The 26,088-nt window shown below is 51.1% G+C and carries 22 protein-coding genes; 9 read left to right on the top strand and 13 right to left on the bottom strand.

The window, feature by feature from the left end:
• Positions 1 to 159 precede the first annotated feature (159 nt).
• The 4 genes from K3175_RS07395 to K3175_RS07380 form a co-directional block, all read right to left on the bottom strand.
• Positions 160 to 1,215, bottom strand: a complete 1,056-nt coding sequence (locus K3175_RS07395; RefSeq protein ID WP_221542727.1) for an EpsG family protein — start codon at positions 1,213 to 1,215, stop codon at positions 160 to 162.
• Entirely contained in the window at positions 1,212 to 2,231 is a 1,020-nt protein-coding gene (locus K3175_RS07390) for a glycosyltransferase family 4 protein (RefSeq protein WP_221542726.1), read from the bottom strand. Before K3175_RS07390 ends, K3175_RS07395 begins: the two co-directional genes overlap by 4 nt.
• A 144-nt stretch (positions 2,232 to 2,375) precedes the next feature.
• A complete protein-coding gene (locus tag K3175_RS07385; RefSeq protein ID WP_221542725.1) occupies positions 2,376 to 3,593 on the bottom strand; it encodes a glycosyltransferase in 1,218 nt (405 codons plus the stop codon).
• A gap of 106 nt (positions 3,594 to 3,699) precedes the next feature.
• Positions 3,700 to 4,866: a glycosyltransferase gene (locus tag K3175_RS07380; protein WP_221542724.1), complete on the bottom strand. Its 1,167-nt coding sequence runs from the start codon at positions 4,864 to 4,866 to the stop codon at positions 3,700 to 3,702.
• A gap of 281 nt (positions 4,867 to 5,147) precedes the next feature.
• Between K3175_RS07380 and K3175_RS07375 the strand changes: the two genes are divergently transcribed.
• The 5 genes from K3175_RS07375 to K3175_RS07355 are packed head-to-tail and all read left to right on the top strand — an operon-like array spanning position 5,148 to position 10,083.
• Positions 5,148 to 6,458: a lipopolysaccharide biosynthesis protein gene (locus tag K3175_RS07375; protein WP_221542723.1), complete on the top strand. Its 1,311-nt coding sequence runs from the start codon at positions 5,148 to 5,150 to the stop codon at positions 6,456 to 6,458.
• On the top strand, positions 6,455 to 6,973 hold the full coding sequence (locus tag K3175_RS07370) for a serine O-acetyltransferase (protein ID WP_221542722.1): 519 nt from the start codon (positions 6,455 to 6,457) through the stop codon (positions 6,971 to 6,973). The genes K3175_RS07375 and K3175_RS07370 overlap by 4 nt, the downstream gene beginning before the upstream one ends.
• Positions 6,974 to 6,977: 4 nt before the next feature.
• The gene (locus K3175_RS07365; RefSeq protein ID WP_221542721.1) at positions 6,978 to 8,231 is read left to right on the top strand and encodes a UDP-N-acetylglucosamine 1-carboxyvinyltransferase; all 1,254 of its coding nucleotides are present in this window, start codon (positions 6,978 to 6,980) and stop codon (positions 8,229 to 8,231) included.
• On the top strand, positions 8,219 to 9,193 hold the full coding sequence (gene murB / locus K3175_RS07360) for a UDP-N-acetylmuramate dehydrogenase (protein WP_221542720.1): 975 nt from the start codon (positions 8,219 to 8,221) through the stop codon (positions 9,191 to 9,193). Before K3175_RS07365 ends, murB begins: the two co-directional genes overlap by 13 nt.
• On the top strand, positions 9,190 to 10,083 hold the full coding sequence (locus tag K3175_RS07355; RefSeq protein ID WP_221542719.1) for a glycosyltransferase family 2 protein: 894 nt from the start codon (positions 9,190 to 9,192) through the stop codon (positions 10,081 to 10,083). Before murB ends, K3175_RS07355 begins: the two co-directional genes overlap by 4 nt.
• Positions 10,084 to 10,200: 117 nt before the next feature.
• Here K3175_RS07355 and K3175_RS07350 read toward each other — a convergent pair whose 3' ends face one another.
• Genes K3175_RS07350 through K3175_RS07340 form a run of 3 tightly spaced genes read right to left on the bottom strand, consistent with a single transcriptional unit; the run spans position 10,201 to position 13,714 of the window.
• Positions 10,201 to 11,199: an NAD-dependent epimerase/dehydratase family protein gene (locus K3175_RS07350; RefSeq protein ID WP_221542718.1), complete on the bottom strand. Its 999-nt coding sequence runs from the start codon at positions 11,197 to 11,199 to the stop codon at positions 10,201 to 10,203.
• 47 nt (positions 11,200 to 11,246) lie between these two features.
• Positions 11,247 to 12,521: a Vi polysaccharide biosynthesis UDP-N-acetylglucosamine C-6 dehydrogenase TviB gene (gene tviB, locus K3175_RS07345; RefSeq protein ID WP_221542717.1), complete on the bottom strand. Its 1,275-nt coding sequence runs from the start codon at positions 12,519 to 12,521 to the stop codon at positions 11,247 to 11,249.
• A gap of 41 nt (positions 12,522 to 12,562) precedes the next feature.
• Positions 12,563 to 13,714, bottom strand: a complete 1,152-nt coding sequence (locus K3175_RS07340; protein WP_221542716.1) for a glycosyltransferase family 4 protein — start codon at positions 13,712 to 13,714, stop codon at positions 12,563 to 12,565.
• 187 nt (positions 13,715 to 13,901) lie between these two features.
• On the opposite strand from K3175_RS07340, the gene K3175_RS07335 reads away from it, so the two are divergent.
• From K3175_RS07335 to K3175_RS07320, 4 genes are all read left to right on the top strand, one after another.
• A complete protein-coding gene (locus tag K3175_RS07335) occupies positions 13,902 to 15,260 on the top strand; it encodes an O-antigen ligase family protein (protein WP_221542715.1) in 1,359 nt (452 codons plus the stop codon).
• Positions 15,261 to 15,360: 100 nt separating this feature from the next.
• Positions 15,361 to 16,065, top strand: coding sequence for a polysaccharide biosynthesis/export family protein (locus tag K3175_RS07330; protein ID WP_221542714.1), 705 nt, complete (start codon positions 15,361 to 15,363; stop codon positions 16,063 to 16,065).
• Between the two features lies 1 nt (position 16,066).
• Positions 16,067 to 18,190: a GumC family protein gene (locus tag K3175_RS07325; protein WP_221542713.1), complete on the top strand. Its 2,124-nt coding sequence runs from the start codon at positions 16,067 to 16,069 to the stop codon at positions 18,188 to 18,190.
• A complete protein-coding gene (locus K3175_RS07320; protein ID WP_221542712.1) occupies positions 18,187 to 19,335 on the top strand; it encodes a hypothetical protein in 1,149 nt (382 codons plus the stop codon). Before K3175_RS07325 ends, K3175_RS07320 begins: the two co-directional genes overlap by 4 nt.
• 10 nt (positions 19,336 to 19,345) lie before the next feature.
• On the opposite strand, the gene K3175_RS14345 is transcribed toward K3175_RS07320, so the two are convergent.
• The 6 genes from K3175_RS14345 to K3175_RS07290 all read right to left on the bottom strand — a co-directional run bounded on the left by K3175_RS14345 (position 19,346) and on the right by K3175_RS07290 (position 26,003).
• A complete protein-coding gene (locus K3175_RS14345; protein WP_221542711.1) occupies positions 19,346 to 20,680 on the bottom strand; it encodes a sugar transferase in 1,335 nt (444 codons plus the stop codon).
• A gap of 220 nt (positions 20,681 to 20,900) precedes the next feature.
• The gene (gene rfbB, locus K3175_RS07310; protein WP_221542710.1) at positions 20,901 to 21,956 is read right to left on the bottom strand and encodes a dTDP-glucose 4,6-dehydratase; all 1,056 of its coding nucleotides are present in this window, start codon (positions 21,954 to 21,956) and stop codon (positions 20,901 to 20,903) included.
• Positions 21,949 to 22,794, bottom strand: coding sequence for a dTDP-4-dehydrorhamnose reductase (gene rfbD, locus K3175_RS07305; RefSeq protein ID WP_345719350.1), 846 nt, complete (start codon positions 22,792 to 22,794; stop codon positions 21,949 to 21,951). Before rfbD ends, rfbB begins: the two co-directional genes overlap by 8 nt.
• A gap of 8 nt (positions 22,795 to 22,802) precedes the next feature.
• A complete protein-coding gene (gene rfbC / locus K3175_RS07300; protein WP_221542708.1) occupies positions 22,803 to 23,348 on the bottom strand; it encodes a dTDP-4-dehydrorhamnose 3,5-epimerase in 546 nt (181 codons plus the stop codon).
• Positions 23,345 to 24,253: a glucose-1-phosphate thymidylyltransferase RfbA gene (gene rfbA / locus K3175_RS07295; RefSeq protein ID WP_221542707.1), complete on the bottom strand. Its 909-nt coding sequence runs from the start codon at positions 24,251 to 24,253 to the stop codon at positions 23,345 to 23,347. The genes rfbC and rfbA overlap by 4 nt, the downstream gene beginning before the upstream one ends.
• Before the next feature lie 439 nt (positions 24,254 to 24,692).
• On the bottom strand, positions 24,693 to 26,003 hold the full coding sequence (locus K3175_RS07290) for a sulfotransferase family protein (RefSeq protein WP_247710777.1): 1,311 nt from the start codon (positions 26,001 to 26,003) through the stop codon (positions 24,693 to 24,695).
• Between the last annotated feature and the right edge of the window lie 85 nt (positions 26,004 to 26,088).

Here is a 26,088-nt window from a genome sequence, read left to right as displayed (position 1 = left end):
GATCAGTTAGACAGGCGACGATCGGGATGAAGCGTTCCAAGGTGAGCGGGTTTTCCGTCGTGGGGCCGTGCATGCCAGTAAAAAATCAGATAATAGGATGAACTTGCAAAAATTATAACTTATGACAACTCGTCCCTATCGTGAGCTCTTTATTCTTCTTCAACGATAAATAGAGTAATAACCGTCTGGAAAACCAAGAATCCAAGATTTGTAGGGAACATAGCAGAGATTGAAATGGCCTGAGTAGTTAGTCCAAACGCCAAAGGTAATAAGTAGAACGACAAATGGCGAGGATACTATAACCCACCTGAAATGCGGAAAATGAGAAAAGCGGAGATTTGCGAAGATTATCGCCTGGATGGGGATAAGATAATAACCAAATCGGTCTGCGATGACACTCGACAAAGGCAAAATCGCGAGGAGAACGATCATCATGATCGAGCCAATGAATGTGAGGCGTGAAAAATGTCTCTCCTCAGCCAACCACCCCCGCTTCCTGAGGTAAAAATACGCGAAACCGGTAATTCCTAGCAATAGAACTCTATAAATTGCGCCAGCGGCGTCCACTCCACTGTCGACATATCGCGTGGTTGCCACTTCCGCACCTTCGGTGGCCAGCAAAGCTGCCATCCCCGGAAGGGCTAGCAAAGCTGCAAAAAGTAGGCGTCGCTGCGTAATCTCACCGACGACCAACGGCGATAAAAGCAAAAAAATGGCTGCGCTATTATGAATTAAAGCAGCCGTTGCTGTTATTGCTACAAAGCGAAAAACCTTCCTTTCTGAAAAGGCAATGAAGGCGAAACAGATCAATCCGATAGCAGTCGCTTGTTTTACTGCGGACATGGGCATGTTGACCATCAAAATCGGGAATAGTAGAACAAGGTAAGTAAATGGTGAGCTCTGACGCTTAGCGATTTGATGTATGCCTGAGAAAAAAACCCCGGCGGACAACACATTTAACCAAGGATAGGGAATGTCGAGGGCCATTTGGAAATGCAGAATTAGATTCCAAATCGGCTCGGGGTCTTCAATGGCAGCGTAGAAAGAAAGGGATCCTTGGCTCTGATACTGGTTGAAATACCCCCACCAATCGCATCCAGTCTCAAAACGAAACGCGATAAAGAGAAAAAGAGCGAAAGAAACAATGAAATATAACCTGCGAGGGTCGGAATAACTTAAAATTACCAATAGAACAAATATTGCGAAGTATATCATAATTGATTCCGAACCACTGCATCAACAAGTAGATCAGTGAGCCTTGCGCCCCAGACTTGGAGGCTAAACTCACTCTCCACTTTTTTCCGACCCGCCACTCCCATCTGGAGGCGCAGCTCTGGATCGGATGCGAGTCTCCTCAGGTAATCAGCCCATTCTCTATCAGTTTCGGCAAGAAATCCGTTCACGCCATGTTCGACTATTTCGCTGTTCACACCTACGGGTGAAGCGATCACTGGCAAGCCACAAGCCATGAACTGAATCAGCTTGTAACCGCATTTGCCGCGGGCGAATGGCGCATCCGACAAGGGCATGATGCCGATGTCGCAGTCGGCGATCAACTCTCCCTCGGTTTCTTCGCTCCATGCGATCGTTTCCACATTCTCTCTGAAGGTGGCCGGAGCCCCGATGCCCCTGACGGTTGCGCCGTTTTCGCGGGCAATAGCCTGCAACAGGTCCAGTTTGGGCTCGATATATTCGGCCCAGGTGTTCGGCGTACCGATCCAGCCGATAACAGGGGGATCAATCCCGTCCGTCTTTTTCGCTTGGGGATAGCGATCCAAGTCGACCACGGTCGGTACGATTTCTACATTCGGTGCCCCCGCCGCCCTGGCTCGCTCGGCCAGATAGGAATTGCCAGCGGTGACGAGTGACGCGGTCGCATAACTACTGTCGATCTTGCGTCCGAGCAATTTGCGCACAATGGGCGAGGAGTGGCTGTCATATCTATGAAAGATCGCGTCGTCGCAATCGATAACGCGCGGTAAACGGGCGGGGAGAAGTTGCTGCTCAATTGCCCACGGCACCCATGGAAGTGCCTCAGACTGGATCCAAAGCAAATCGTTATCTCCCGGAGACAATATGTCGCCGAGCCGTCTGGCGTATCCCGCTGCGGCGTGCCTACCTTTGGATCGCCGCCCATAAAGTGCATCGATATATTCGTCGCTGAACAGCGGCATCACTTCCATCGTGACACCCGCATCGCGCAGCGCCGCCTCATACGAGATGAACCGCAATCGACTGGAGGCGCCCGTACGACCGTAGCGAGAGAGAACGCGGACCTTCATAAAATAATATTCATCAGAATGTCGTGAAACTCGTTACGGATATGTATCGAAGGCGATAAAATCGTTATTTTTCAGAGAGAGAGAACTCATACGCTATTTGTGATCTGTCGATATTGAGTTGAAATTAATGATCCTGGCGTAAACTTCGCGAAATTTATTAGCCCCGGCTGTAAGGGAAAAAATCTCTTGTGCTGTTTCTCGGCATCTAGCAGGGAGATGTCTGTCGCGGCGCAAAATTTCGAGTTCGTCGTACGCATGTTCTAACTCGTCAGGGGTGGCACTCGACACTACCACTCCAATTTTGTTCGTCCGGACAATCTCCGCGACGTCACCCACACCTTCATTTACGATAACTGGAACTCCACACCCAAGCACCTCAGCAAGCCGCGTCGGGGCACTGCCCAGCTTGGCAACACCGTTCGTAAAAAACATAGCAGATGTCGAGTGCCCCTGAATTGCGAGCGGCATTTCATCGGGTGTTTTCGACTGGATTTTTAAACGGCCGCCCAACCGCCCCAATGGATCAATCTGTTTGCGGACCAGAACTGCAGCGTCTCGCGTGATTACTTCGAAATTGCAATTTGGGGACCGTTTCTCGCACAACTCGAACCAGTTGCGCAGCCATTCTGTCAAAAACCAGCCACTAAGCATTGTTCCGATCGCCGCATGCGTTTCGATAACGGGCTTCGTCAGTCCGGGACGAAAACGATTCAGGTCTGCGCATGTGGGGATTACTTCGATCGCTTTATTTTGAAGCTCTTGCGGATAAGTCGCCTTAAGATATCGGGAAGCGGCATGGGTAAGAGAGATTACCGCGGCTGCATCACGGAGACATAGTTTTTCGAATAGCGTCAATACACGATGCGGAATTCCGCCACGAGTGATCTTTTTCGCGACGATCAATTCTTCTGGCCAGAGCGCTCGCATATCGAAGATAAAGGGAACGCCTGTCTTGCGAGACACCCAGCGTGCCACAGCTGCTGACAGATAGGAACGAGCGTGAATAAGGCTCGCATTGGTTTCGAGTACGGCATTTTTAACTTCTAGCGCACTATCTAACATGTCTCGCAGTGGAGTGAGAAAAGTGCGCCTCGGCTTGAAAAGAGAGGGCCGCCAATCGATATTATGAGTCTCACACTGCGCCTTCTGTCTCTGGCGCTGCGGAAGGTTTGCCCAATCAGCCTCTTTCTCGCGCGTGAAAAGCACAATGTCGTAATCGTTGGACAGTTGGAGCAAATATCCAAGCACCTGGCTCTGACCGAGAGGCTCGAGCAAACCGTTGCGGGTGACATAAATTACGCTGGGCTTCATAAAATCACCTGTTTGGGGCAAGGCAGCTGCTAGCACCGCCCAGAGCTAATTGCGCTGTTGAATGCAAAATTGTCTGACTAAAGCATAGGACTGCTACGGCGCAGCTTCAAAGTGACAAGCCCAGCGCGGCTAAATAAGAATGCGCGGCACGTTCGGGAGAGAAATCTGCTGCTCTGTTGCGGAGTTTGTCGCCATCCAAGGGAGTTTTCATACTTTTCTGCATCGCAGCTGCGAGCGCTTTTTTGTCGCTCACAGGAACTAGGGTTCCAAACTTGCCATCTTTTAAAATTTCCGCCGGGCCGGAGGGGCAGTCCGTCGACACGACAGGCGTGCCCGCCGCCAAGGCTTCAACGATAACGTTTCCGAAACCCTCATAATCAGAAGATAGAACGAACAGATCAGCCGTTTCGTAAAAAGGTGTTGGATCCGGTTGAAAGCCCGCAAAAATGACTTTCTGGGCAAGGCCGAGGTGGCGAGCCTGGGCGCGCAATTCTCCTTCAAGTGGACCCGAACCTAATAACATTAGTCGGTCCTCCGGACCGGCTATTGCATGAAAAGCGTCGAGGAGTAAGGCGTGGTTTTTTTGAGCTTTAAAACTGCCAACCGTTATTACACGTTTTCCTTCTGCTGTCCCCCAACGCTTCAGTGAGTGAGCCGTCCGCTCCGACGAATCGCGAACTCTATTCGCAATCGGATTGTGGATCACCCGAAATTTTTTGCGTGAAAGGCCAGAGAGATGGGCTAGATCATCCGCGACACCCTTCGATACGGCCACTCGTGCATCTGCCATACGATAGCCCGCTGCCATACTAAGTCTTAAAGCCGCATTATGAAGCGCGCCCCTCGATTTGTATTGCACTGACAATTGATTGTGCTCCGACACGAGTACCATGCAGCGATGTCTTGATAGGCGCGCCGCGAGAGGAGCTATAACGGTGAGCGGCCACATGGCTGCAAGCAGAACGTCGGGTTTGGCTGTTGTAATATAGCGTGAGAGTGGAGCTACCAAGGACCGCGCTCGTGAGACATCCAGGCCTATGACAGAGAAACGCTCTCGTGCCTCTGCAATCAGCTCACCGTGCGTTTGCATTAATATAAACTCTACGCGGTGACCCGCCTGGGCGAATTGTTCGGCCAGCGCAAGGCGGATTCGTTCAACGCCCCCCCCTCGCAGATCTGGGAGAAGGATCGAGATGGTTCGCTTGGATAACATGCGAGCGGCCTTGTCGTTGCTCAATGCAAAAGTGAAGGCTTTCTTTTTCCGAATGATCAAAATGAATATTCTCTGATAGAGCGGTTTTGGCGGAATGTGTCAGCCGCAAAACGGTATTCTAGCTGACTTTGGAAAAGCTCGCACTCCCAGATATGACTTTAACGCTGGCATTCAGACTGGTTGCTGCTAACGCCGCATCGAATCTCAATGTGACTTGCTACGACGGTAAAATTCTGGTGCAAACGTTGTAGGCCACAATAGCTTACATCGGGTAATTCTCGAGGACTTGTTCCGTCGACTCCCTGCTAGTCAAGATGTTGTTTTGCGCAGGACCTAACCTGATGTTCCGCAGTCCCTTTGTTAGTCGTTTGGTTCGCTTGGTGCTCCATAAGGACATCGAAAGCGTTTTTCGTGGAATGGCGGTACTCGCTAGCGGCAGCGCCATCGCAAAATTGATCGGCATTTTGTCGCTCCCTATATTGACGCGATTGTACACACCTGGTGATTTTGGTATTATGGCTGTGTTCTCGGCGTTGGTTCAAATTGTTACACCGATCCTTACGCTCCGATACGGCTTGGCGATCCCATTGGCTCGGCGTGATGCAACGGCTATGAACGTTGTTGCGGTGTCAGTCCTAACGCTCGTGGGATTAGGCGCTATTATGGCCCTGATACTTTGGGCCAATGCGACCCCAGTTTTGCGCTTATTCTCGATGGAGGAACTGGCAGCTTGGTGGTGGCTGATAGTCGCCGGCTGTATGGGTGGCGCAATTTACGAAATTCTAAGTTACTGGGCTACACGGCGACGGTCTTACAAAATCGTTGCCCGCACAAACGTAACGCAACGATTGTGGGGAAGCTTCGTTAAGATCGGGCTCGGTCTCATCTCTTTTGGGGCTGGTGGCCTAATGATTGGCCAGGTCGTGGCGCAGAGTGGAGGAACTCTCGCGATGACAAAAGCATTCTGGACGGATTTCACACGAAGCGTAAAGCACGTTCGGCCAAGCCGGATGCGTCGAATAGCCTTATTGTACGGTTCGTTCCCCATTTATCGACTGCCTTCTCAATTTTTACTGCAGTTTGCCAAACAGCTCCCTCTCATCGGATTTGCGTATCTATACACCCCTGCAATTACGGGTGCTTTGAGCGTCGCAATGACGACGCTCCTTCTGCCTTTAGGTCTGATTGGAACAGCAATGGGTAACGCGCTTTACGCAGAAGCGGCGAAGCTGGGTTTGAAAAACCGAAATAAGATTTACAAGATGGCCAAGCAGACTCAACTGCGATTGTTCGTTGCCTCGATCGGTCCAGCTTTGGTTCTCTTTATTTTTGGTCCGCAATTATTCGCCCTCACACTCGGCCAAGAATGGGAAATGGCCGGCCATTTCGCATCTATTCTTGCAGCAGTTACGGTTTTCCAATTTACATCAGCTCCACTCATGCAGCTGCTTAATATTTTCCGGGATCAGTCGTTGTTCCTTTTGATTAACGTGTCTCGGTTGATTGCAGTATGCGCCGTCTTCCTAATTGCAGAGAGACTTAACTTTAGCCAAGATCGCGTTCTTTCAATCTATTCAATAGTTATGGTCATTTTTTACATATCGATATCGTATATTGTTATGACAAGGCTGAAGGATGGAGATGCAAATTGAGCAAAGTTAAACAGCTCAAATATTCTGTACGTCCCGGCGATCTCAAAGGAATTTTATTGGGCCCAACCACTCGTCGATGCGCAGGCTATATTAGGGTAAGTCAGTATTTAAGGGAAAAAGGGCTTAATCGCTTAGCAAAATTTTTTTCCCAACGGCTCCAAGCAACTGGCAACTATATTTCGTCCACCGCAAGGATCGACCGGTCGGTAAAATTTCCTCATCCAACAGCAATAGTCATTGGAAGTGGGGTGATTGTAGAGGAAAAAGTAGTGATTTTTCAGTCCGTCACGCTTGGTGGTGCGCGTATGGGCGATTTCCAACGCAACAATTACCCAATTATTGGAGCGGGGACGGTCATTTTTTCCGGTACCGCTATCATCGGCAAAGTACGCGTGGGGCGTAATTGCGTCATCGGTGCAAATTCAGTCGTTCTGTCCGATATTCCTGATAATTCGGTATGTGTTGGCGCGCCTGCGCGCATCGTGTCGACTTTGCCTCAAAGAAATATGGATTAGGTAATTGAAAAGACTACAGATACATCCCTCTCGACTTCATGGCACGGTTGCGTTGTCCGGAGCAAAGAATTCTGCGTTGCGCCTACTTGCGGCAAGCCTTTTGACGACGGAGCGCGTTACGCTCACTAACTACCCATCCGCACTTTTGGACGCGCAGGTTCATGTCGGGATGCTCGAAGCACTTGGAAAAGCCTGCAAAACTGATGGCGATCGAATCGAGATCGTGGAGCGAAACCCAATTCGTGAGCAACTCGATTGGGACGGCCGTTCGATCCGTAACACACTTCTGATCCTTGGTGCCTTAACAGCTAGGCTTGGAGCAGCGAAAGTGCCGTTGCCGGGTGGCTGTAAATTGGGCGAGCGCAAGTACGATCTTCATGTAATGCTACTAGAACGGCTAGGGGCTCGTGTGTGGGAAGAAGGCGATTTCCTGTGCGCAGAGGCGACTGACGAAAGGCTCACAGGCGCTGATATCAATCTTCCATTGCGCTCGACGGGAGCGACCGAGAACGCAATCCTCTGCGGAACGCTGTCCCACGGAATTACGCGAGTTTGGAATCCGCACATCCGGCCAGAAATACTCGATTTGATTGCGCTGCTACGTTCAATGGGAGCCAAAATTCGCGTATTTGGCCAAGAACATATCGAAATCACCGGTGTAGATGAACTCACGGGAGCGGAGCATGGGGTTATCGCGGATAATATGGAGGCAATTACCTGGCTTGTTGGTGCGGTCATGACCGACGGTGATGTGGAAATTATCGACTTTCCTTTCTCGGATCTCGAAGTGGTCCTCAGCCACCTTAAAGCTGCGGGTGCACGCCTATTTGCCCATGAAAACGCTCTAATCGTTCGCGGCGGTAGCCCATACCCTATCGAGATTTCTACAGGTCCTCATCCAGGTATTAATTCGGATGTGCAGCCAATTCTCGCAGCATGGGCATCGTCCTGCATGGGTGAATCGCGCATTATCGATCTCCGCTTTCCAGGGCGTTACGCGTACGCCGAAGAAATGGCGAGAATGGGTCTACAACATGAGGTGATTGGCGATATGTTAATTATCCACGGTAAGCGTGGCGGGCTAGTGGGAGCGGAAGTACGTGCTCTCGATTTGCGGGCTGGTGCGGCGTTGGCGTTGTGTGGTCTGACCGCTATGGGCGAGACAGTCATCAATGACGCTTGGCAGATTGAACGTGGTTATGTTGATTTTGCCGATAAACTTCGTTCGCTGGGGGCCGAAGCAGAATGGATCGCCTGAACGACAGCGATATTATTGAATTGGCAGCGCGTTGTGACGGAAGACTCAGTCGGGACGTCGACCTTTCGACAGTTAGTTGGTGGCGTATCGGCGGTCTGGCCGATGTCGTTTTGCGACCCTCGTCGACTGAGCAAGTCGCAAGTTTGTGTCATTGGTTCGCCGCTCGAAAAATCCGGCCGGTCGTAATTGGCCAGATGACGAATTTGCTGTTCGACGATGCAGGGCTTCGAGCTCCGTGCATTCAGATCAGCCGTAATATGTCGAAAGTCGCCATTTCCGATAACACTGCATGGGTTGAAGCCGGCGCATGGGTTCCAGGTCTAGCGCGCAAGCTTATGCAGGCTGGGCTCGGTGGAGCGGAACATATTTGCGGCATTCCGGGTACTCTCGGAGGACTGATTTGCATGAATGGCGGCAGTCAACGCAAGGGCATCGCGGCGAATGTTTGCGAGGTGAGAAGCGTGGGCGGTTCCGGCCACACGATTTCGCGCGATGTCGATGAATGCGAATTCGGATACAGGAAGTCGGTATTTCAAACGAATGACGAGATCATCACGTCGGTGCGAATGCGGTTCCAACCGCGTCACCGGGCGGAAATTCATTCCGAGATGCTCACAATCCTGACTGACCGAAGCAGCAAATTTCCGAGAAAACAACCGAATTGTGGCTCTGTGTTCAAGTCGAACCCGACGATGTATGCTGACGTGGGGCCGCCGGGAGCCGTCATCGAGCGGCTCGGCTTCAAGGGGAAGCGCATCGGTGGCGCGATGGTGTCGCCCCAACATGCGAACTTCATCGTGAATACAGGGAATGCAAGAGCCCGAGATGTGCTGGCACTTATTGCCGAAATCGATGAGGCGACCCGCTCCTCGACGGGCCATCGATTGGACGCAGAGGTTGGTTTCGTAAGCACGGATGGTCGCATTGTTCCCGCCAATACCGTACAGTTGGAAATGCCATGACGAAAGTATCGGTCGTTTGCGCGGTGTATAACCGCGCCGCATATATCGGCGACACTATCGACAGCTTGCTTTCGCAAGACTTGGACGATTTCGAGATTATAGTGGTCAATGACGGCAGCCCGGATCCAAAGGTACGCAACGTCTTGGACGCCTACGACGATCCGCGCCTGCGGGTGATACACCAGGAAAACACCGGTTTCACGATGGCAATCAGACGGGCCATCGAAGCGACTACGGCCCCGTTCATAGCAATTCAAGGGGCGGGAGACGTTAGCTCCTCAACTCGGCTGCGCCTACAGTATGAAGCTCTTCGGGCGCAACCAGATGCTGCTATCGCAGGATGCTACTACCGAACGCGCAATTTCCGAACTGGGGAATTTTCAGAAGCCTCTCCTGCGGCGCCGGTAGAAGGTACTATCGTATTTAACTGTTTTTCGCACGGAGAACTAATGTATCGCCGGTCGGTTTACGATGCAGTCGGTGGCTATAGAACCGTGTTCAGTGTTGGACAGGGATCGGATCTTTGGATGCGTCTCATGCGCGACAATGTTGCTGTTATGATACCTTCGTTTTTGTACGAACAGCGTTATTTTTCCGACGGCGTTTCTCTCTCTCCGGCCAAACGCGCAACTCGGCATGTGATGGATGCCGTTCGGGTAGAGAATGAAAAGCTGTTCCGACGAACCGGCTTTGACCATATCGATCAGTACGGGGCCGGAGCCTTCGGAATGCTTGGCGGACGCTGGGGGGTGAGGCGCGAAACTGCGAGGGCTATACTGAAAATAGAGCAATCCGATCGGAAAGCGAGCACTTCGCATATTGATGCAGGGATACTTACAAGAATCTTGGCCCTGTCGATAGGGTTATTTCGTGTGCTTAGAATAAGATGAGGAAAAATTTTCAGCTTATTCGCTTGTCAGTAAAAAACGTCCGTGTGGCCACAAAGTTCATTTTGCATAGCATCCGGCACGCTCAAACGTTGTGTAGGCCCGTCATTCGAGCCCTATTTAAAGGCCATGATAGTCCCGATACCACTCAACGAATTTCGGAACACCTACATCGATGCTCGTAGTGGGTTCATATCCCAGATCGTTGCGGATCGCATCGATGTCGGCGAAGCTCTGGCGCACGTCGCCGGGCTGGATGGGCTGAAAATCGACATCCGCCTCCCGTCCGAGTTCGGTCTGCAGGATGTCGACCACTTTCATCAGGTGTTCTGACCTGTGATTGCCGATATTGTACAGACGATGCGGTTTGAAGCTGCCGCCGGCCTTCATTTCGCCATCGTCGGCGGGAGGATTGTCGAGACAGGCAATGACGCCCGAAACGATGTCATCGATGAAAGTGAAATCACGCCACATGTCGCCGTGGTTAAACACTGGGATCGGTTCGCCTGACAGGATCTTGCGGGTGAAGATCCACATCATCATGTCTGGACGGCCCCAAGGGCCATAAACCGTGAAAAAACGAAGACCGGTTTGCGGCAAGCGATATAGATGTGCATAGCATTCGCTCATCAATTCGTCCGCACGCTTAGTTGCAGCATAGAGGCTCACCGGATGGTCGACGCGATCATCTACCGAGAAGGGGAGCTTGGTATTCCCTCCATATACACTGCTCGAACTAGCATATACCATGTGCTCGCACTCACGTTGCCTAGCGACTTCAAGCATATTGAGATGTCCGGCAAGGTTAGCCGAAAGGTATGCGTGAGGATTCTCTATCGAATAACGCACTCCCGCTTGAGCCCCAAGGTGCACGATGCGGTCAAAGCGCTCTCCTTTGAGCGCATCGGACAACGCTTTCATGTCCGCGAAGTCTGCCCGGATGAATGAAAAACGCGAGCCGAATTGCTCATTCAAACGTAATAGACGCGCTTCTTTTAGCGTCGGATCATAGTAATCGTTGACAATGTCGACGCCGAGAACGGTATCCCCACGATTCATCAATGACCGGGCGACGCTAAAGCCAATGAACCCGGCCACACCGGTAACTAGTACGCGCATTTTTTATAAACCTCCTAGCAACCAGCGAAGCCAGCCTCGCGTTACGTCTACAGCCGCAGATCGCTATGTGCCTGCGGAAAGACGCTCTTCAGATCGTAAAAGACACCCCCAGGCCGAAGTAACTTACGGATCGATTCCGCACCATTTCGAACCAAACCGTCATGGGGCACAGCCAAGATGACCGCGTCGTATTTAATACCCTCTGCTATCTCATCAGTAAGGGATATGCCGTATTCATGCTTAGCTTCAAGAGGGTCCACCCACGGGTCAAAGATATCAACCTTTGAACCAAAATCCTCAAGCTCTCTGACCATATCGACAACCTTAGTGTTGCGCACGTCTGGACAATTTTCTTTGAAGGCAAATCCTAGGACAAGAATACGCGAGTCCTGCACATGAAGGCGACGCTTCAGCATCGCCTTCACCAGCTCCCCAGCAACATAGGTTGGCATAGTATCGTTGATCCGGCGACCCGCAAGGATCACTTCCGGATTGTATCCGATCGATTCGGCTTTGTACGTCAAATAATAAGGGTCAACTCCGATGCAGTGACCGCCAACCAAACCGGGGCGGAAAGGCAGGAAATTCCATTTGGTACCCGCCGCCTCAAGCACTGCCTCGGTGTCGATCCCCAATTTTCCGAAAATAAGTGCAAGTTCATTGACCAGCGCAATATTCAAATCTCTTTGCGTGTTCTCGATCACTTTTGCAGCTTCCGCTACCCTGATACTTTCCGCCTTGAAAGTTCCCGCGGTGATGATTTGAGAATAAAGTTTATCTATTTCCTCAGCCACTTCTGGAGTAGATCCTGACGTCACCTTACGTATGGTTGGAAGGCGGTGCTCCTTGTCGCCAGGATTTATTCTTTCTGGACTATACCCACAATAGAAATCTTGGTTATACTTTAACCCAGACACACGCTCCAATACAGGAACGCACTCTTCCTCGGTAGCGCCAGGATATACCGTGCTCTCGTAAATCACTATATCGCCGGTCTTCAGCGAAGCACCCACCGTTTCAGATGCGCCAATCAGGGGAGCGAGATTTGGTCGCTTATGACCGTCGATTGGAGTGGGCACCGTAACGATAAATATTCGTGCCTCATCAAGGTCAGCGCGATTAGATGTAAGTTGCAAATGCAGCGCACTCGCGAGGTCCTCGCTGTCGACCTCTCGCGTTCTATCATGCTGATCGGCCAGTTCGGAAATACGCTTGCAGTCGATATCGTAGCCAATGACCTTACGTCGCTTTCCAAGCTCTACGGCGAGAGGAAGGCCGACATAGCCTAAGCCGATGACTGCAATGGGTTTTGTTTGCGCCAAGGATGATCCTAAAATGCTGCTATCATGAGTGCGCCGGGCAGCTAGACCAGGGGCCCCCTTCTTGCAAGACTTTCCCTAGTTGTTAATTCGACAACCCTGCGGTATGCTGCAATAACCTTGTCGACCGAGAACTCCCGCTCCATCTTCTGCCTACCTGCCCGGCCCATCCTTGCCCGGGCCTCTTGATCCAAGCTTTCAAACCGTAAGATTGCATCAGCTAGACTGCGAGGGCTGCGAGCTTCACAAAGGTAGCCACTTTTTCCTTCGTCCACGACCGATCGACAACCTGGAACGTCAGTAGAGACGATAGGCCGGCCCATAGCAGCTGCTTCAATAAGCGTTCTCGGCGCTCCTTCTCTATAGGATGGCAGGACAATACAGTCGACTTGAGCGATATAACCCCTCACATCACTTGCGCGCCCCAAATGCTTGATAACCCCGGAATTTTGCCAATTTTCTAAGTCGTGTCGAGAAATAGCCGTTCGGTTTTCGGCATCGAAGTCGCCAAGAATCAAAAATTGGATATCGGGAGCATAAGGCTTTACTAATTTCGCAGCTTCGACGTATTCTATTACTCCCTTATCTCTTAGCAATCTCGATATCATCAAATATTTGGTGCCCCCATTATTGTGAGGTAGATCAGTGTAAGGGAACGCGCGAAGATCAATGCCAGACCCCGGCAAAACAGTAGTTTTCTCTGCGTCTACTATACGCAATTCAATAAATAACGCTTGATCGTCCTCGTTCTGAAAGAACACATGCGGACAATGACGGAAACAATAACTATACAATCTCACCGTAACAGCGCGTAACGCTGCGCTAGACATGAAAGCAGTCCCTAGGCCGGTGACGTTAGGGACAAAAGGAATTTTCAACCAAGCAGCCACAAGAGCGCCAAATACATTGTTTTTGACGGTGAATCCTAAAATAAGGTCTGGTTTGATTTCACGGAATTTACGCGCGATACGCCATAAGAACCTCAGTTCGACAAATGGATTAAGGCCCTTCCGATCCATGGGGAGGTATTCGAACCTACATCCAGTGGACTCCAAATTTCGAACGCATTCATCAGCTGGTGCTAAAACCACCACTTCATGGCCATCCCTCAGAAGCGCCTGGATCAGTGGCAGGCGAAAATTCCAAATGTTCCACGCGGAATTAACTGTAATGCAAATACGCAATGCAACACCCAATTATTTTACTTGTTCAAATTCAAAGAGTAAGTGCCTTGCCAAGCGGTGGCCGCCGGTTTGTATCGCCGAATTTGCAGAAGATGCCAAGGTAAACTAAAGCGCAGCCGACTTCGCGCGCCGAGAAACGGAATCATCTCTCCTCGAGACCCATATGCAAGAAACCTTACGATCAAAATCCATGGTGCGGATGAAGCGCCGATCGCCTCAGAAGCTGCGCCAACCGATATCCATAGACCTATGGATATTTTATGCGGTAATAGTGTCTGTCGCAGCTTTTGGGGGAAGTTCGCGTTACGACTTGATGCAGGTAGCGATACTTCAGCCTATTTTATGGTTATTGCTGGCTTTAGCAGTTATTCGCTTGCGTGATTTAGCTGGTTTCAAGAGGCTGCTAGCAATTGTTGCTATTTACATCGTTTGGATGGTTATACAGCTTATCCCATTACCCTTCGATATTTGGTCGCATCTACCTGGGCGCGGCCCGATTGCCCGGCTGGATCTCGCCTTGGGCATTGAACCAGCACGGCCCATTTCCCTTGCTCCAGCTCGCACCTTGAACGCTCTTGCGTATCTACCAGCATTTCTCGCTCCGATAATTGCAGCGATAAATTTGGGGCAGCAAGTTACTCGTCACATATGTTTCGCAATCGTTGGCCTCGCTCTCGCATCAAGTTTATTGGGCCTCCTTCAAAACATGACTGGAGAATTTTACTTCTACGCGATCACTAGCACCGGCCGTATGGTCGGACTTTTCGCAAACACAAACCACAATGCGGTATTCGCAAGCTTAGGAATCCTCATTGCCGCTTTATCTCTTACACTTTCGACTGACCGATGGATGCGCCAAGCTTCACTTGGAAGTGCCATTTTGATATTTTTATTAGCGATCGTAAACGGATCCCGCGCAGGTTTAATAACTTTGGCAATTGCTGGCATCATATTCTTATTCTGCTACGTTGCCGCACTCGAACCCTCAAGTAAGAAAAAAGAAACGTTTAAATTTGTTTCCGTTCCTATTTTAGTCGCAAGTGCAACTTTTCTATTGATAACCGGTGCTTATTTCATGAGCGGGCGGATTATTGCACTTGATGAAATTTCGAGCGAAGAGCCCCTGGCTGATGTTCGATTTATAATAAATCCAGTTTCGTGGCAGATGCTGAAAGTCTACTTTCCTTTTGGTTCCGGAATAGGCTCGTTTGAAGCCGCTTTCCGAATTTCTGAACCAGATGAACTACTTAGTCCCAATTACATTAATATGGCCCACAATGATATTCTACAATTGGCGATTGAAGGCGGTCTTGTGAATATCCTGCTCTGGGCGGCGACTTTCTCACTGGCGATCTTCGCCACTGTAAAAGCGGGGCAGAAGCTATCCGCTAAAAAAGCGAAAGCTTTTTGGGCTGTCTTCATGGGATCGCTTGCAGTCTTACTTCTAAGCAGTGCATTCGATTACCCTCTTAGGACGCCCTTATTTCAAGCGCTTCTGGCTGTAGCGATGGTTGCTCTCGTGAGAGGGAGCCTTCCGCCGGCGGCCAGCGCCGATTAACCAGTTTCCATTGATTTCGAAGGAGTTTACGATATAGGCCACCGCCTATGCGCTTGGGGATCGAGCGCCTCCTTTGGTAGTGATAAGAGAAAGAATAGCAATGACCATCAGGCCCTTGGCGCTTCTTGCTTGCTCATGCTTGTTATTGGTAGGATGTCAGACGAACAGAACGGTAGCTTCCGCCCCTGAAATATCTCTTACAGAACTCAGCGATCTGCCTACGCCAGAGGTGGTTCAGTTTGCCACCGTTGCTCCCCTAGATCGATTGGAGATCTCCGTTCCGCAAGACAGCACACTTTCAGCAACCTACCTCGTGGATGAAAATGGATTTATAAATTTTCCTCTTATTGGCTCCGTCGAAAGCGCCGGGCGCACGCCAAACCAAATAGCTAACACCATTCGGTCGCTGCTAGCTGACGGATACCTTGTTAGCCCATCCGTGAATGTGGTCCCAGTAGACGTGACCCCTCCATCGATTTCGATCGGAGGACAAGTTAAAAATCCAGGTTCTGTTCCAGCGCGTGAATCGCTGACTCTACTCCGAGGAATAAATGTTGCTGGAGGCACGACCGAGTACGCGAAATTGGACGACGTTTTGGTATTTCGCGAAGCGAAAGGCGAGCAGTACATCGGTGTTTTCAATTTAGGGGCGATCGCCCGCGGCAATTACGCCGACCCCCGAATCTTTCCTGGAGACATAATTATGGTAGGTGATTCACCCGCCCGCCGACGTCTGGATACCTTCTTGCAGATATTCTCGATAGGATCGTCGGCGCTGATCCTCGTCGATCGACTTGGTAGATAACATGAACAATTCATCTTTACCTACTTCGCTTCCGGCGGCCACCACTAATGTCTTACCGACTGCTCAGGATGACGGTCAAATGGCAGTGGATCTTGCTCGCCTTTGGCGACGCGCCATCGAAAAACGCTTTCTAATCATCGGCATCTTAATCTCTGCCATTCTTGCAGCGATTGCTATAACAACGCTGCAGACGCCCCTTTATCGATCAACAGCTCAGATCGAAATCAGCCGCGCAGATATAGCCACTGGGGCTGTCGTGGAAGGAGAAGCTCTACCTGGAGTAGAGGCTCGTGATTTACAGTATTACAACACACAATACGAACTGCTGAACTCGAGAGCCTCCGCGCTAAATGTCGTCGAGGCTCTCGACCTCGGGCAGAACCCTGCTTTTTTAAACGCATACGCTATTGATTCTAACCAAATTTCAGACGACTTGGCTGCAGCTATTCTTCTGGCCAACGTTCAGGTCCTGCCCGTAGCGGGATCGAATCTTGTTGATATAATATATAGCAGCCCCGATGCACGTCTCTCGGCCGAAATCGCAAATTCTTGGGCGACCGAATTCCTCCAGGCTAATTTTCAAAAGCGATTTGGCGATACTATCCTCGCTCGCCGACAATTAGAAAATCAATTGCAAGAAATGCGCGTGAAACTCGAAAATTCAGAGGCGCGACTAAATTCTTACGCAAATTCGAACGAAATAATCGTCACCGAATCCTCCAGTTCAAATGGCGATACTACAAGAGGAACCCTTCTTTCTTCGCAACTAACGTCCATTAGTGACGCGCTTGCTCAAGCTACTATCCGGCGCATTTCGGCTGAAAGCGCTATGCGCACTGGTCTTCCTGTCGAGGGTAGTGAGGTCTCCGCAAACAGCCCTGAACTGGCGCAAGCAGAAGCGCAACTTGCTCAGTTGCGTACAACCCACGGCCCCCAGCACCCCCTTGTTGAAGCTAAACGCGCAGAAATCGAGAGCCTCCGTAAGGCAAGGCGCGATGTTATCGGGAACTCAGGGCGAACTCGTGAAGCAGCCTACCGCAGCGCTTTGCGCGAAGAACAGGAGCTACGCCGAGGCTATGAAGAAGTTAAGGCAAGGTATCTTGGTCAACAAAACAGCGGTGTCGAATATGGCATTTTGGAAAGGGAGGTCCGGACCAATCGCGAGATCTATGATGGATTACTTCAACGTTACAAACAGCTGGGCACCGTAACCAGTGGTACGAATAATATGAGCGTCGTTGAAGCGGCGCGGCCTGCTGGTAGCCCATATTTTCCATCACTGCTTTGGAATCTCTTAATTGCAATTGGCATTGCGATCCTAGTTTCTGTAGCGATTGTTTATATTTTAGATCTCTTAGATCAGACTATTCGAGATCCGGAAGATGTAAAACGCCGCTTTGGACTTCGTTTATTTGGCATTATTCCACTCTCCGATCAGCCGGTTCAAACTAGCTTAGAGGAGCGGCATTCCATCCTTTCCGAAGCTTACGCTTCCACCCGTACTTCCCTTCAATTTCTCGCCCGCGAGCAAGGACTGAAATCTCTAATGTTTACGAGTACGCATCCCGGGGAAGGTAAGACCTCAAGTACCTTCGCCATAGCTAAAAGCTTTGTTGATGTCGGGGAAAGGGTAGCACTTATCGATATGGATCTGCGTCGCCGTGGACTTTCGAAGCTTATTGCAGATCGCCCAACAGCACGGAATGGCGTAGCAGCCTACTTGGGCAACTCTGATGAGAGCGCAGCACTCACGACCCACAGCCTCGGCTTTGATTATTTAGCAACTGGCGCGACAGATATTTCACCTGTGGTACTATTGAATGGTCCCAAGCTAGGTAAGCTAATCAATCAGTTAGAGCGGGAGTACGATAGAATTATAATTGACGGACCTCCGGTCATCGGACTGGCTGATGCTTTGGAAATTGGCTCTCACGTGGATGGCATCGTCTACATTCTTCAAGCAAACGCAGGTTCTTATAGAGCAATAGGGCGGGCTCTGAGTCGACTGAGAGAATCAGATGCTAATATTTTGGGTGGGATTCTGACCCAAGTGGATTCCCGTAACGAGAGCTATGGATACGGTTACGAGTACATTTATAGTTACCGCGACGAGGAAGGCCAATGAGGCGTGCCTCTCGCATAGGCACGTCGATCATTTGCACCATTTTAGCAGCAGGTGCGTGTTCGCAGGCTCTATCTAATGTAATTGCTTATCAGCAGCCCTTCGTGGCCGCGACGCTTTCTCCGTTCGCCGGCTCTCCATTGGAAAAACTTGTGAGAACCTCTGCGGAAATCAATGATCAGGGCGCGGTCATACCTAATCGAGCGTCAGTAGAGTTCGCTAAACAAGCGCGGTTAAGGGACCCTCTCGCTACGGAAGCTGCTGCTATTCTAGCTCTTTCGCAACCCACTTCTAGAGCGCGTAATGAAGTAATCTCTTCACTTCTTGAGTTATCGCGCCGCGGGCGTTTTCTCAGTTTCGCAGCATTACAAAACAGCGTGGAAACTGAGAATATGCCAGGTGGCATTCTGGCTCTCGATCGAATGCTACGCCTCTATCCTGGATATTCAAAGCAATTGATGGCCCCCCTCATGGCCTATGTTGAGCAGGACGAGGCTCTTCCCGCCTTCGAAAAGGTATTGTCGACGAGACCCGAATGGCGGAATGCGTTTTTCAGCGCCTCCTCGGGAAGCGAGGCTGGGTTGCACAACTTAGCGGTGCTCCGGCTTTCATTAGGCCCTGATTATCCGCTAAGTGATGCGTCCCAAAACCAACTTATTGCTAAGCTCATAGCGAAGGGTATGTGGGACGAAGCTTTGTCGATCCGCGACGTGAATATAAAGCGAATGGGCGTCGATGAAAATCCCACCCTCGCTTGGATTAACGAGGATCCGATTTTCGATTGGGTTTTTGCAGACAAGCGGCAGATATTCGCTCGACCTAATCCCGAGCGGGATTATCTCAGGATTAAAGTTCAGCCAGGCCAAGGCGGGATATTAGCGGCAAAGTTGCTTAAGCTTCCCCGCGGTGCGCGGTCATTGAAGTACAGCCATGAGCTTCAACCTAGCCATGATTTGCGGAATTTTTCACTTTCGTTAGCATGCGCGAAATCCGAAAAGCTTATCGCGACGACCTCCTTAGTTAGGAAGGAGGGGCAATTGAATATCTCCCAAGCTCAGTGCGAATGGGTATACATTACCTTGGTTGGCCGTGTCTTTTCTACGGGGCTAGAGGTGGAAGGACGCTTTCATCAGTTGCAGTTCCTCTAAAATTAGTGCTTTATTTGGCGCCGTGAGAGCTAAATACAACATGGGCAGTTTTGAGCAGAACAACGAAGTCGAGCCACAGTGAGAAATTCTTAATATAGTAGAAATCATACTCCAGCTTCCGCGCCACCGATGCAGTATCGGCCACATGACCTTGATGTACTTGAGCCCAACCGGTGATCCCTGGCCTCACCACGTGCCGGTAGGCGTAAAACTCGATATTCTCCTTGTACCAATGAGATAAAATCGCAGCCTCTGGTCTAGGACCAATGAGGCTCAATTCACCACGTACCATATTAAGAAATTGGGGCAGCTCATCAATGCGTGTAGCTCTGAGAAAGCGGCCAACCCGAGTAATGCGGCTATCGCCTGCCTGCGTCATTGCGGACTCTCGAGTTTCAGGACCATCCGCCGTTTTCATCGTTCTTAATTTATAGATCGTGAAGGGTCGGCCGAGATAGCCCACTCTCTCTTGCTTGAAGATCGCTCCACCACGACTTTCGAGCCGAATAACCATGATGGCAAAGATAAGAATGGGCGCGGTTAAGATCAAACCAACCAACCCAGCAATTCTATCCACCATAGATTTGATTGCGAAATAAAGTGATGGCGTCCCAAGCATTCCAAAACTGTTTTCTGAGATGTGGTCCACTCTCACCCTACCCGTGAGAGATTCGCGGGCGAAAGTAACATGGTAAACCGAAGCACCTGCAAGCACGGCATCCGCTATTGCCTTTTCCCAATCGGAGTTTAGGTCCGCGCGGAGGTCCGCGATTATGGACTTTGGCCCGATTAATTCAGCGGGCTCTCTGCAAACTTTGAAATTCATTTTCGGCAGTTCGCTCATAAGCGCAAGAACCCGCTTGCTGGGGACGACAAGGAAGGGCGTAGCGCGGGGTTTGCGGGTCAACGATGTGAGCAACCATCCGGATACGATTGCCGCTAGACCTCCCATCATGAGAACAGGGACGCTGTAGGGCACCCGGAGCCACAACAATAAAATGATCGCGATTGTCCAGCTTGGGACAAATGCGGGAATAATGAAGGCAAACTTACGGGTGCCTGGAAACAGCCGCATGCTGCGAAAATTCAGCAAAGCTATGAAATTTGCCCCAAAAGCAACAAGAACACTATTCAGAAATAATTTGGAAGGTAGCAGTTCGCGCGAAATTCCCAATGTGGTAAGAAATTGGACAATAAAGGCAGCAAATAGTATGATTGGCAGCTGCACCCGTAATTTGTAATGAAGGGGTCTTTTACTGAGTTGAGCTTGCAAGCTTTCATCAATGGCAGTGGGATCTTCCACAGCGCTCTTGCTAACCAATTCGTTATCGTGATCGATCCGCACGTCAATTAATCCCGTTCGAAGCATGCCATAATCTGCAAACCGAAGTCCTTCCTTACATGCAAACTCAAGGTGCTAGCCTGCCATTTGGCAAGGTGGGCACGTAGCGCAGGAAAGCGCGGACGATAAAGAGCAAGTAAAGGTTGATTGGCCTTTTTGAGCAACCTCTGATGTTGCAGCACATCCGCAAGTCGGCCTCATACAACGACCGATAGCCGAACCCTTAGATCTTTATCAACGGTCGCCACCAGCCTTCATTGCTCAGATACCATCGTAACGTTGCTGAAAATCCTTCGGAAAATGTACGACTTGGGGTGTAGCCCAGTTCATCTCGCGCCTTAGTCTCATCGATGGCATAGCGATGATCGTGACCCTTCCTATCTTCAACGAAAGTTTTTAGGCTCGAAGTGGGTTGGTTCATCGCAGGAGGAGCATTGGGAAAACGCTCAGCAAGCTTCTCATTTTCTTCGAAAATTTCATCTACGCCAGCACATATTCGATCGACGACTTCGATGTTCGGCAATTCCTGTCCACCACCAATATTATAAACCTCGCCAGAAACGCCCGCCAGAATGGCCGCCTCGATGCCTCGGCAGTGGTCTTCTACATGGAGCCAGTCCCGAATATTCCGGCCGTCGCCATAAATTGGCAGCCCGCGCCCATGTAAAGCATTGATAATGAACAGCGGGATCAGCTTTTCCGGGTATTGGTAGGGCCCATAATTGTTCGAACAGTTGGTCGTGGTGACCTCTAACCCGTACGTATGGTGATAAGCTCGGACAAGATGATCAGACGCCGCCTTACTCGCAGAATACGGCGAATTAGGCCGATATTGAGTTGTCTCTCTAAAAGCTGGATCGTCCAATTTAAGTGACCCGTAGACCTCGTCGGTCGAGACGTGGTGGAATCGATGCGCCTTTCCGACACCCTCCTCTAGCCACACTTTTCGGGCAGCTTTAAGCAATGAATGGGTGCCAAGGATATTGGTGTCAATGAACGCATCGGGGCCAGAAATACTGCGATCAACATGACTTTCTGCAGCGAAATTGACTACAGTATCGATATCCAGATCACGAAGCAGTTGCTCCATCAACGCATTATCGCGGATATCACCCTGATGGAACTGACAGTCCGGCAGGTCAGCGATCGTCGAACGATTACCCGCATAAGTGAGGCTATCTATTACATGCACTGTATCTTCCGGGTGCCTTCTGCACCAGAAATGCACGAAATTGCCACCAATAAAGCCAGCGCCACCAGTTACAAGTAGATTAGCCAAGTCCTTTTTCTTCCTTAAGCATCTTGCGCAGATTTTCACGCCAGTGGGTTGGAGACTGTCCGGTTAAAGCCTGCGTTTCGGTGGTATCAAGCACTGAGAATGGAGGACGTGTAGCTAAAGTGGGAAATTGAGACGTTGTTATCGGGTAGATTGAAATAGCCTCGCTCAATAGACCAAGTTTTAACGCCTCTTCTTGGACAGCGAACGCAAAATCATACCAACTGGCGACGCCCGCGTCTTGGTAATGGAATAACCCGGGACGATCCTCCAATGCTAGCGCCCAAAGAGTTTTGGCCAGCCCACGTGACCAAGTTGGCACGCCTACCTGATCCGATACCACTGAAACGCTCTCGCGCTCTCTAAAGAGGCGCAGCATCGTACGGACAAAATTCTGCCCTGATGCCCCATATACCCAACTGGTCCTGCAAATGATCGCATCATCACCAGCTTGCTTTTCACCCAACAATTTTGTCGCGCCATAAATCGATAACGGATTGGGTTTGGTATCGACCAAGTACGGTGTCCCACGCGAACCATCGAATACGAAATCCGTGGAAATTTGGACGAGCCTTCCGCCTGCCTGTGAAAGCGTTTCGCTGATCACTCCTGGGGCGTCGCCATTAACTTTCCGAGCCAATTCCTGATCTTTTTCGGCCTTGTCTACGGCAGTATAGGCACCAGCATTAAAAACGACATCTGGCACCTCGCTCAAAATGGCGTTACGAATTGCTTGAGGATCAGTAAGGTCCATGGTCGATCGGTCGAATGCTACAACGGTCCACCCGAAGGGTGCAGTAGCTTGCAGAGCCTGCCCGACTTGCCCATTCGCCCCAGTCACCAACGCTTTCACGCGAATGCCTCAATTTCAGCCAAAGTTTTGCCGCTCCTGTCTTTATTTGACAAAAGTGGTTGTGCACCCTGAAGCGGCCAATCAATTCCTATGCTGGGATCATCCCACGCAAGGGTGTGCTCATTATCAGCAGAATATGCCGCATCGCATTTGTATAGGAAATCTGTCTGATCTTCGAGCGTAAGAAACCCGTGCGCAAAGCCCTTTGGAACCCATAGAAGACGCTTGTTTTCCGCGCTCAGCTCAACTCCAATCCACTTACCGAAATAGGGGCTGGAGCGGCGGATATCGACTGCAACATCATATACTGCTCCAGAAACCACACGCACGAGCTTTCCCTGCGATTTCGGGTTTTGGAAATGTAAGCCTCGCAATACACCTTTCTGGCTCCGCGAATGATTATCTTGGACAAAGGAGACATCAAGTCCACTCACAGCAAATTCAGCGGCACTCCAGGCCTCAAAAAAAAAGCCGCGATCGTCGCCAAAAACACGCGGCTCGATCAATAAAGGCCCCGGAATCGATGTTGGAAGAATCTTCATTTCAACAGGCTCAGAAGGTAGTCGCCATATCCAGATTTCTTAAGCGGTTCTGCCACCCGAGCTAGTTGTTCGCTGTCGATGAATCCATTCCGCCAAGCAATCTCTTCAGGACACGAAATTTTGAGCCCCTGCCTTTCTTCTGTAATTCGCACATAAGTTCCGGCATCTAGCAAAGAAGCGTGGGTCCCGGTATCAAGCCAAGCAAAACCTCGACCCATGATTTCGACCGACAGTTTCCCGTCACTAAGATAATGTTGATTAAGATCGGTAATCTCTAATTCGCCACGCTGGCTCGGCTTTAAGTCCCTTACCCTCTCCACCACCGTGTCGTCGTAGAAATAGAGGCCCGTCACAGCGTAATTGGACTTCGGACGGACCGGCTTTTCTTCGAGCGAAACAACGCCTCCATGCGCATCAAATTCTGCGATGCCATAGGCTTCAGGGTTTGAAACACAATAAGCGAAGATCGTGGCACCATCATCGCGAGCATCTGCGCTAGCTAACAGGTTGGGCAACCCATGGCCGTAGAAGATATTGTCACCGAGCACGAGTGCGCTTGGTGATCCCCGAACAAAAGTTGAACCGATCTGAAACGCCTGTGCAAGACCATCAGGAGCCGGCTGTACAGCATATTCGAATTGCATACCCCAATTACTTCCGTCACCAAGCAGTGCGCGAAATTGGTCAGCATCATAGGGTGTAGTAATAATCAAAATTTCGCGTATTCCAGCTAACATCAGCGTGCTGATGGGGTAATATATCATCGGCTTATCATAAACTGGCATCAGCTGTTTAGAGGCTCCACGGGTCAGCGGCCAAAGTCGCGTGCCACTTCCCCCAGCCAAAACAATACCTTTACGAGCCTTGATACCGCGATGTCCTGATCTATCTTGCCGCGTTGTCATGGCAGAGCGCCTAGACGGACCGCACGGAGAATTGCAAGTTCTCTTCGATTTGAACCTTCAATCGAGTTTTTAAAGTATGCTCGCTAAACTGACGAGAGCGCCTCCATTCCGTGGGTAAGCTGTCAGCCATGGGGCAAACTATAGCCACCAAGAAATGGCCGCTCCGTCTCGATGCCAAAAATGGCTTGATTTTCCTGAAGATTTTTCGCGAGGTACCCACCAGTTGCGATCGCCAGAATGGTTGGCAAGCTTGCATGACGAAGCATAGCAGCAACATTCACTCTATCAGCTGGGTTGCTGCCTATCCAATACCGCGCTTTCGTTTAGCGAGTTGCCTCCCCGATACCCCCTAACATTTTCCAATTATAACAGCCTCCCTCGGACATTTGATCACCAGTCTAGAGGGCGTCTGCTGTGAGCGCGACATAAAAATTTAGATTCACGAATTTTGACGAACGTCGCTAGCCCACCCTGTATTGCCAGGCTTAACGTTCGTGACATCTGATGGCCTATTGTAAAATCCAAAGCGCTCCTGCACTTCGTCGGAGCGAAGACCAAATTCCGCCAGCGAGTAAGAGTGCGGGGTTCGTTTGGAGGCGGCGGTTCGGTCGAGATAGGCAGCCATTCCTTGCAGGGCCGGTTCGATGTCGAGGCCAAGGAATTGGTAGACGCGTTCCATCGCGCTGCGCCAGTCATTGTCCATCTCGTCGAAATGGATATCGATCGCCTGGGCGGCGGGGAGATCTTTTCTAAATTCGCTCATACGCGAGACCATGAGGTCGGTCTTGCGGAGCCATTCGCGGCCGATGGTTTGGGGGTTCACATCATCGGCGTAGATGATGGTCTGGTTCCAGGCGAGGCTGGCCGCGCTGCCGACGATCGACTGCGGATCGCGGTGGGTGAAGATGAGCCGCGCGTCGGGAAAAACCTCAAGTAAAGCAGGGAGATCCAGCATATGCTGCGGGGTCTTGAGCACCCAGGGCCGCAGCGAGCTTTCCTGCTGCGACCAGCCGATCAGGCGCAGCAAATTGGCCATGTGACGATAGGCCGGAACCGCGCTTTCGCCCTCGCACCAGCGGGCGAAGGTCGGCACCCGCCACTGCGCCTCGAACTTCATGCCGTAGAAGCTGGCGGCTATCAGGCCGAGCTCTTCCTCGGGTTCGTAGGGCCCCGTGGGATGGATCGAAAGCGTGCGCGGATTGGCCAGCCGTGCGCCCCTGAGGATCCGTTTTGCCAGAACGGGGCGAAAATCCTCCCGGTGTCCGGCCAGAACCTCCTCGAAATCCGGCCGAGGGACCGGACTGATCGTCTCGAAGCTGCGTAGATGCGCAAAGCGGTCGTCCGAGGCCAGCAGGCGGTGCAGCCGCGTGGTGCCCGAGCGCATCGGGCCGACGATCACCACCGGATTGCGGATCGGCCGCGCGAGAATCTCGGTGTGCCGCTTGAACCACATCTGCGCATAGAGCCGGTCACGCAGGAGGTGATGGATGGTCTTCATCCCCGAAAGCTCCCCCGCCGCATTCAGCCCGGCCTCCGCCCGCGCGGAATCCAGCAGCATGTCGAGCGGCCGGGTGAACCAGTAATCGCCGAAATCGTCGAGCCCGTATTCCTCGGCCACCTGCTCGAGCAGCGCCTCGCGGTTCCAGCAGGCGGGATCGACCAGGCCAAGCCTGCGTCCGGCCCTCACTCCTGCATCGAGAATGTCGATGAAGCGGGTGCGCCGCGGCGGTACGAGGGGTTGGTCCTGCAAGTTTGACTCGCTTTCTTATTCTCTTTTGCGCGGGCGTGGGGCGGCAAGGCCCCGCCTTGCGCCGGGTCAGGGCAACAATGATCGG

Origin of the sequence: Qipengyuania aestuarii (assembly GCF_019711535.1) — a bacterium.
Taxonomy (GTDB): domain Bacteria; phylum Pseudomonadota; class Alphaproteobacteria; order Sphingomonadales; family Sphingomonadaceae; genus Qipengyuania; species Qipengyuania aestuarii.
Note: the sequence above shows the minus strand (reverse complement) of the source record. Positions and strands in the feature narration are given on the sequence as shown.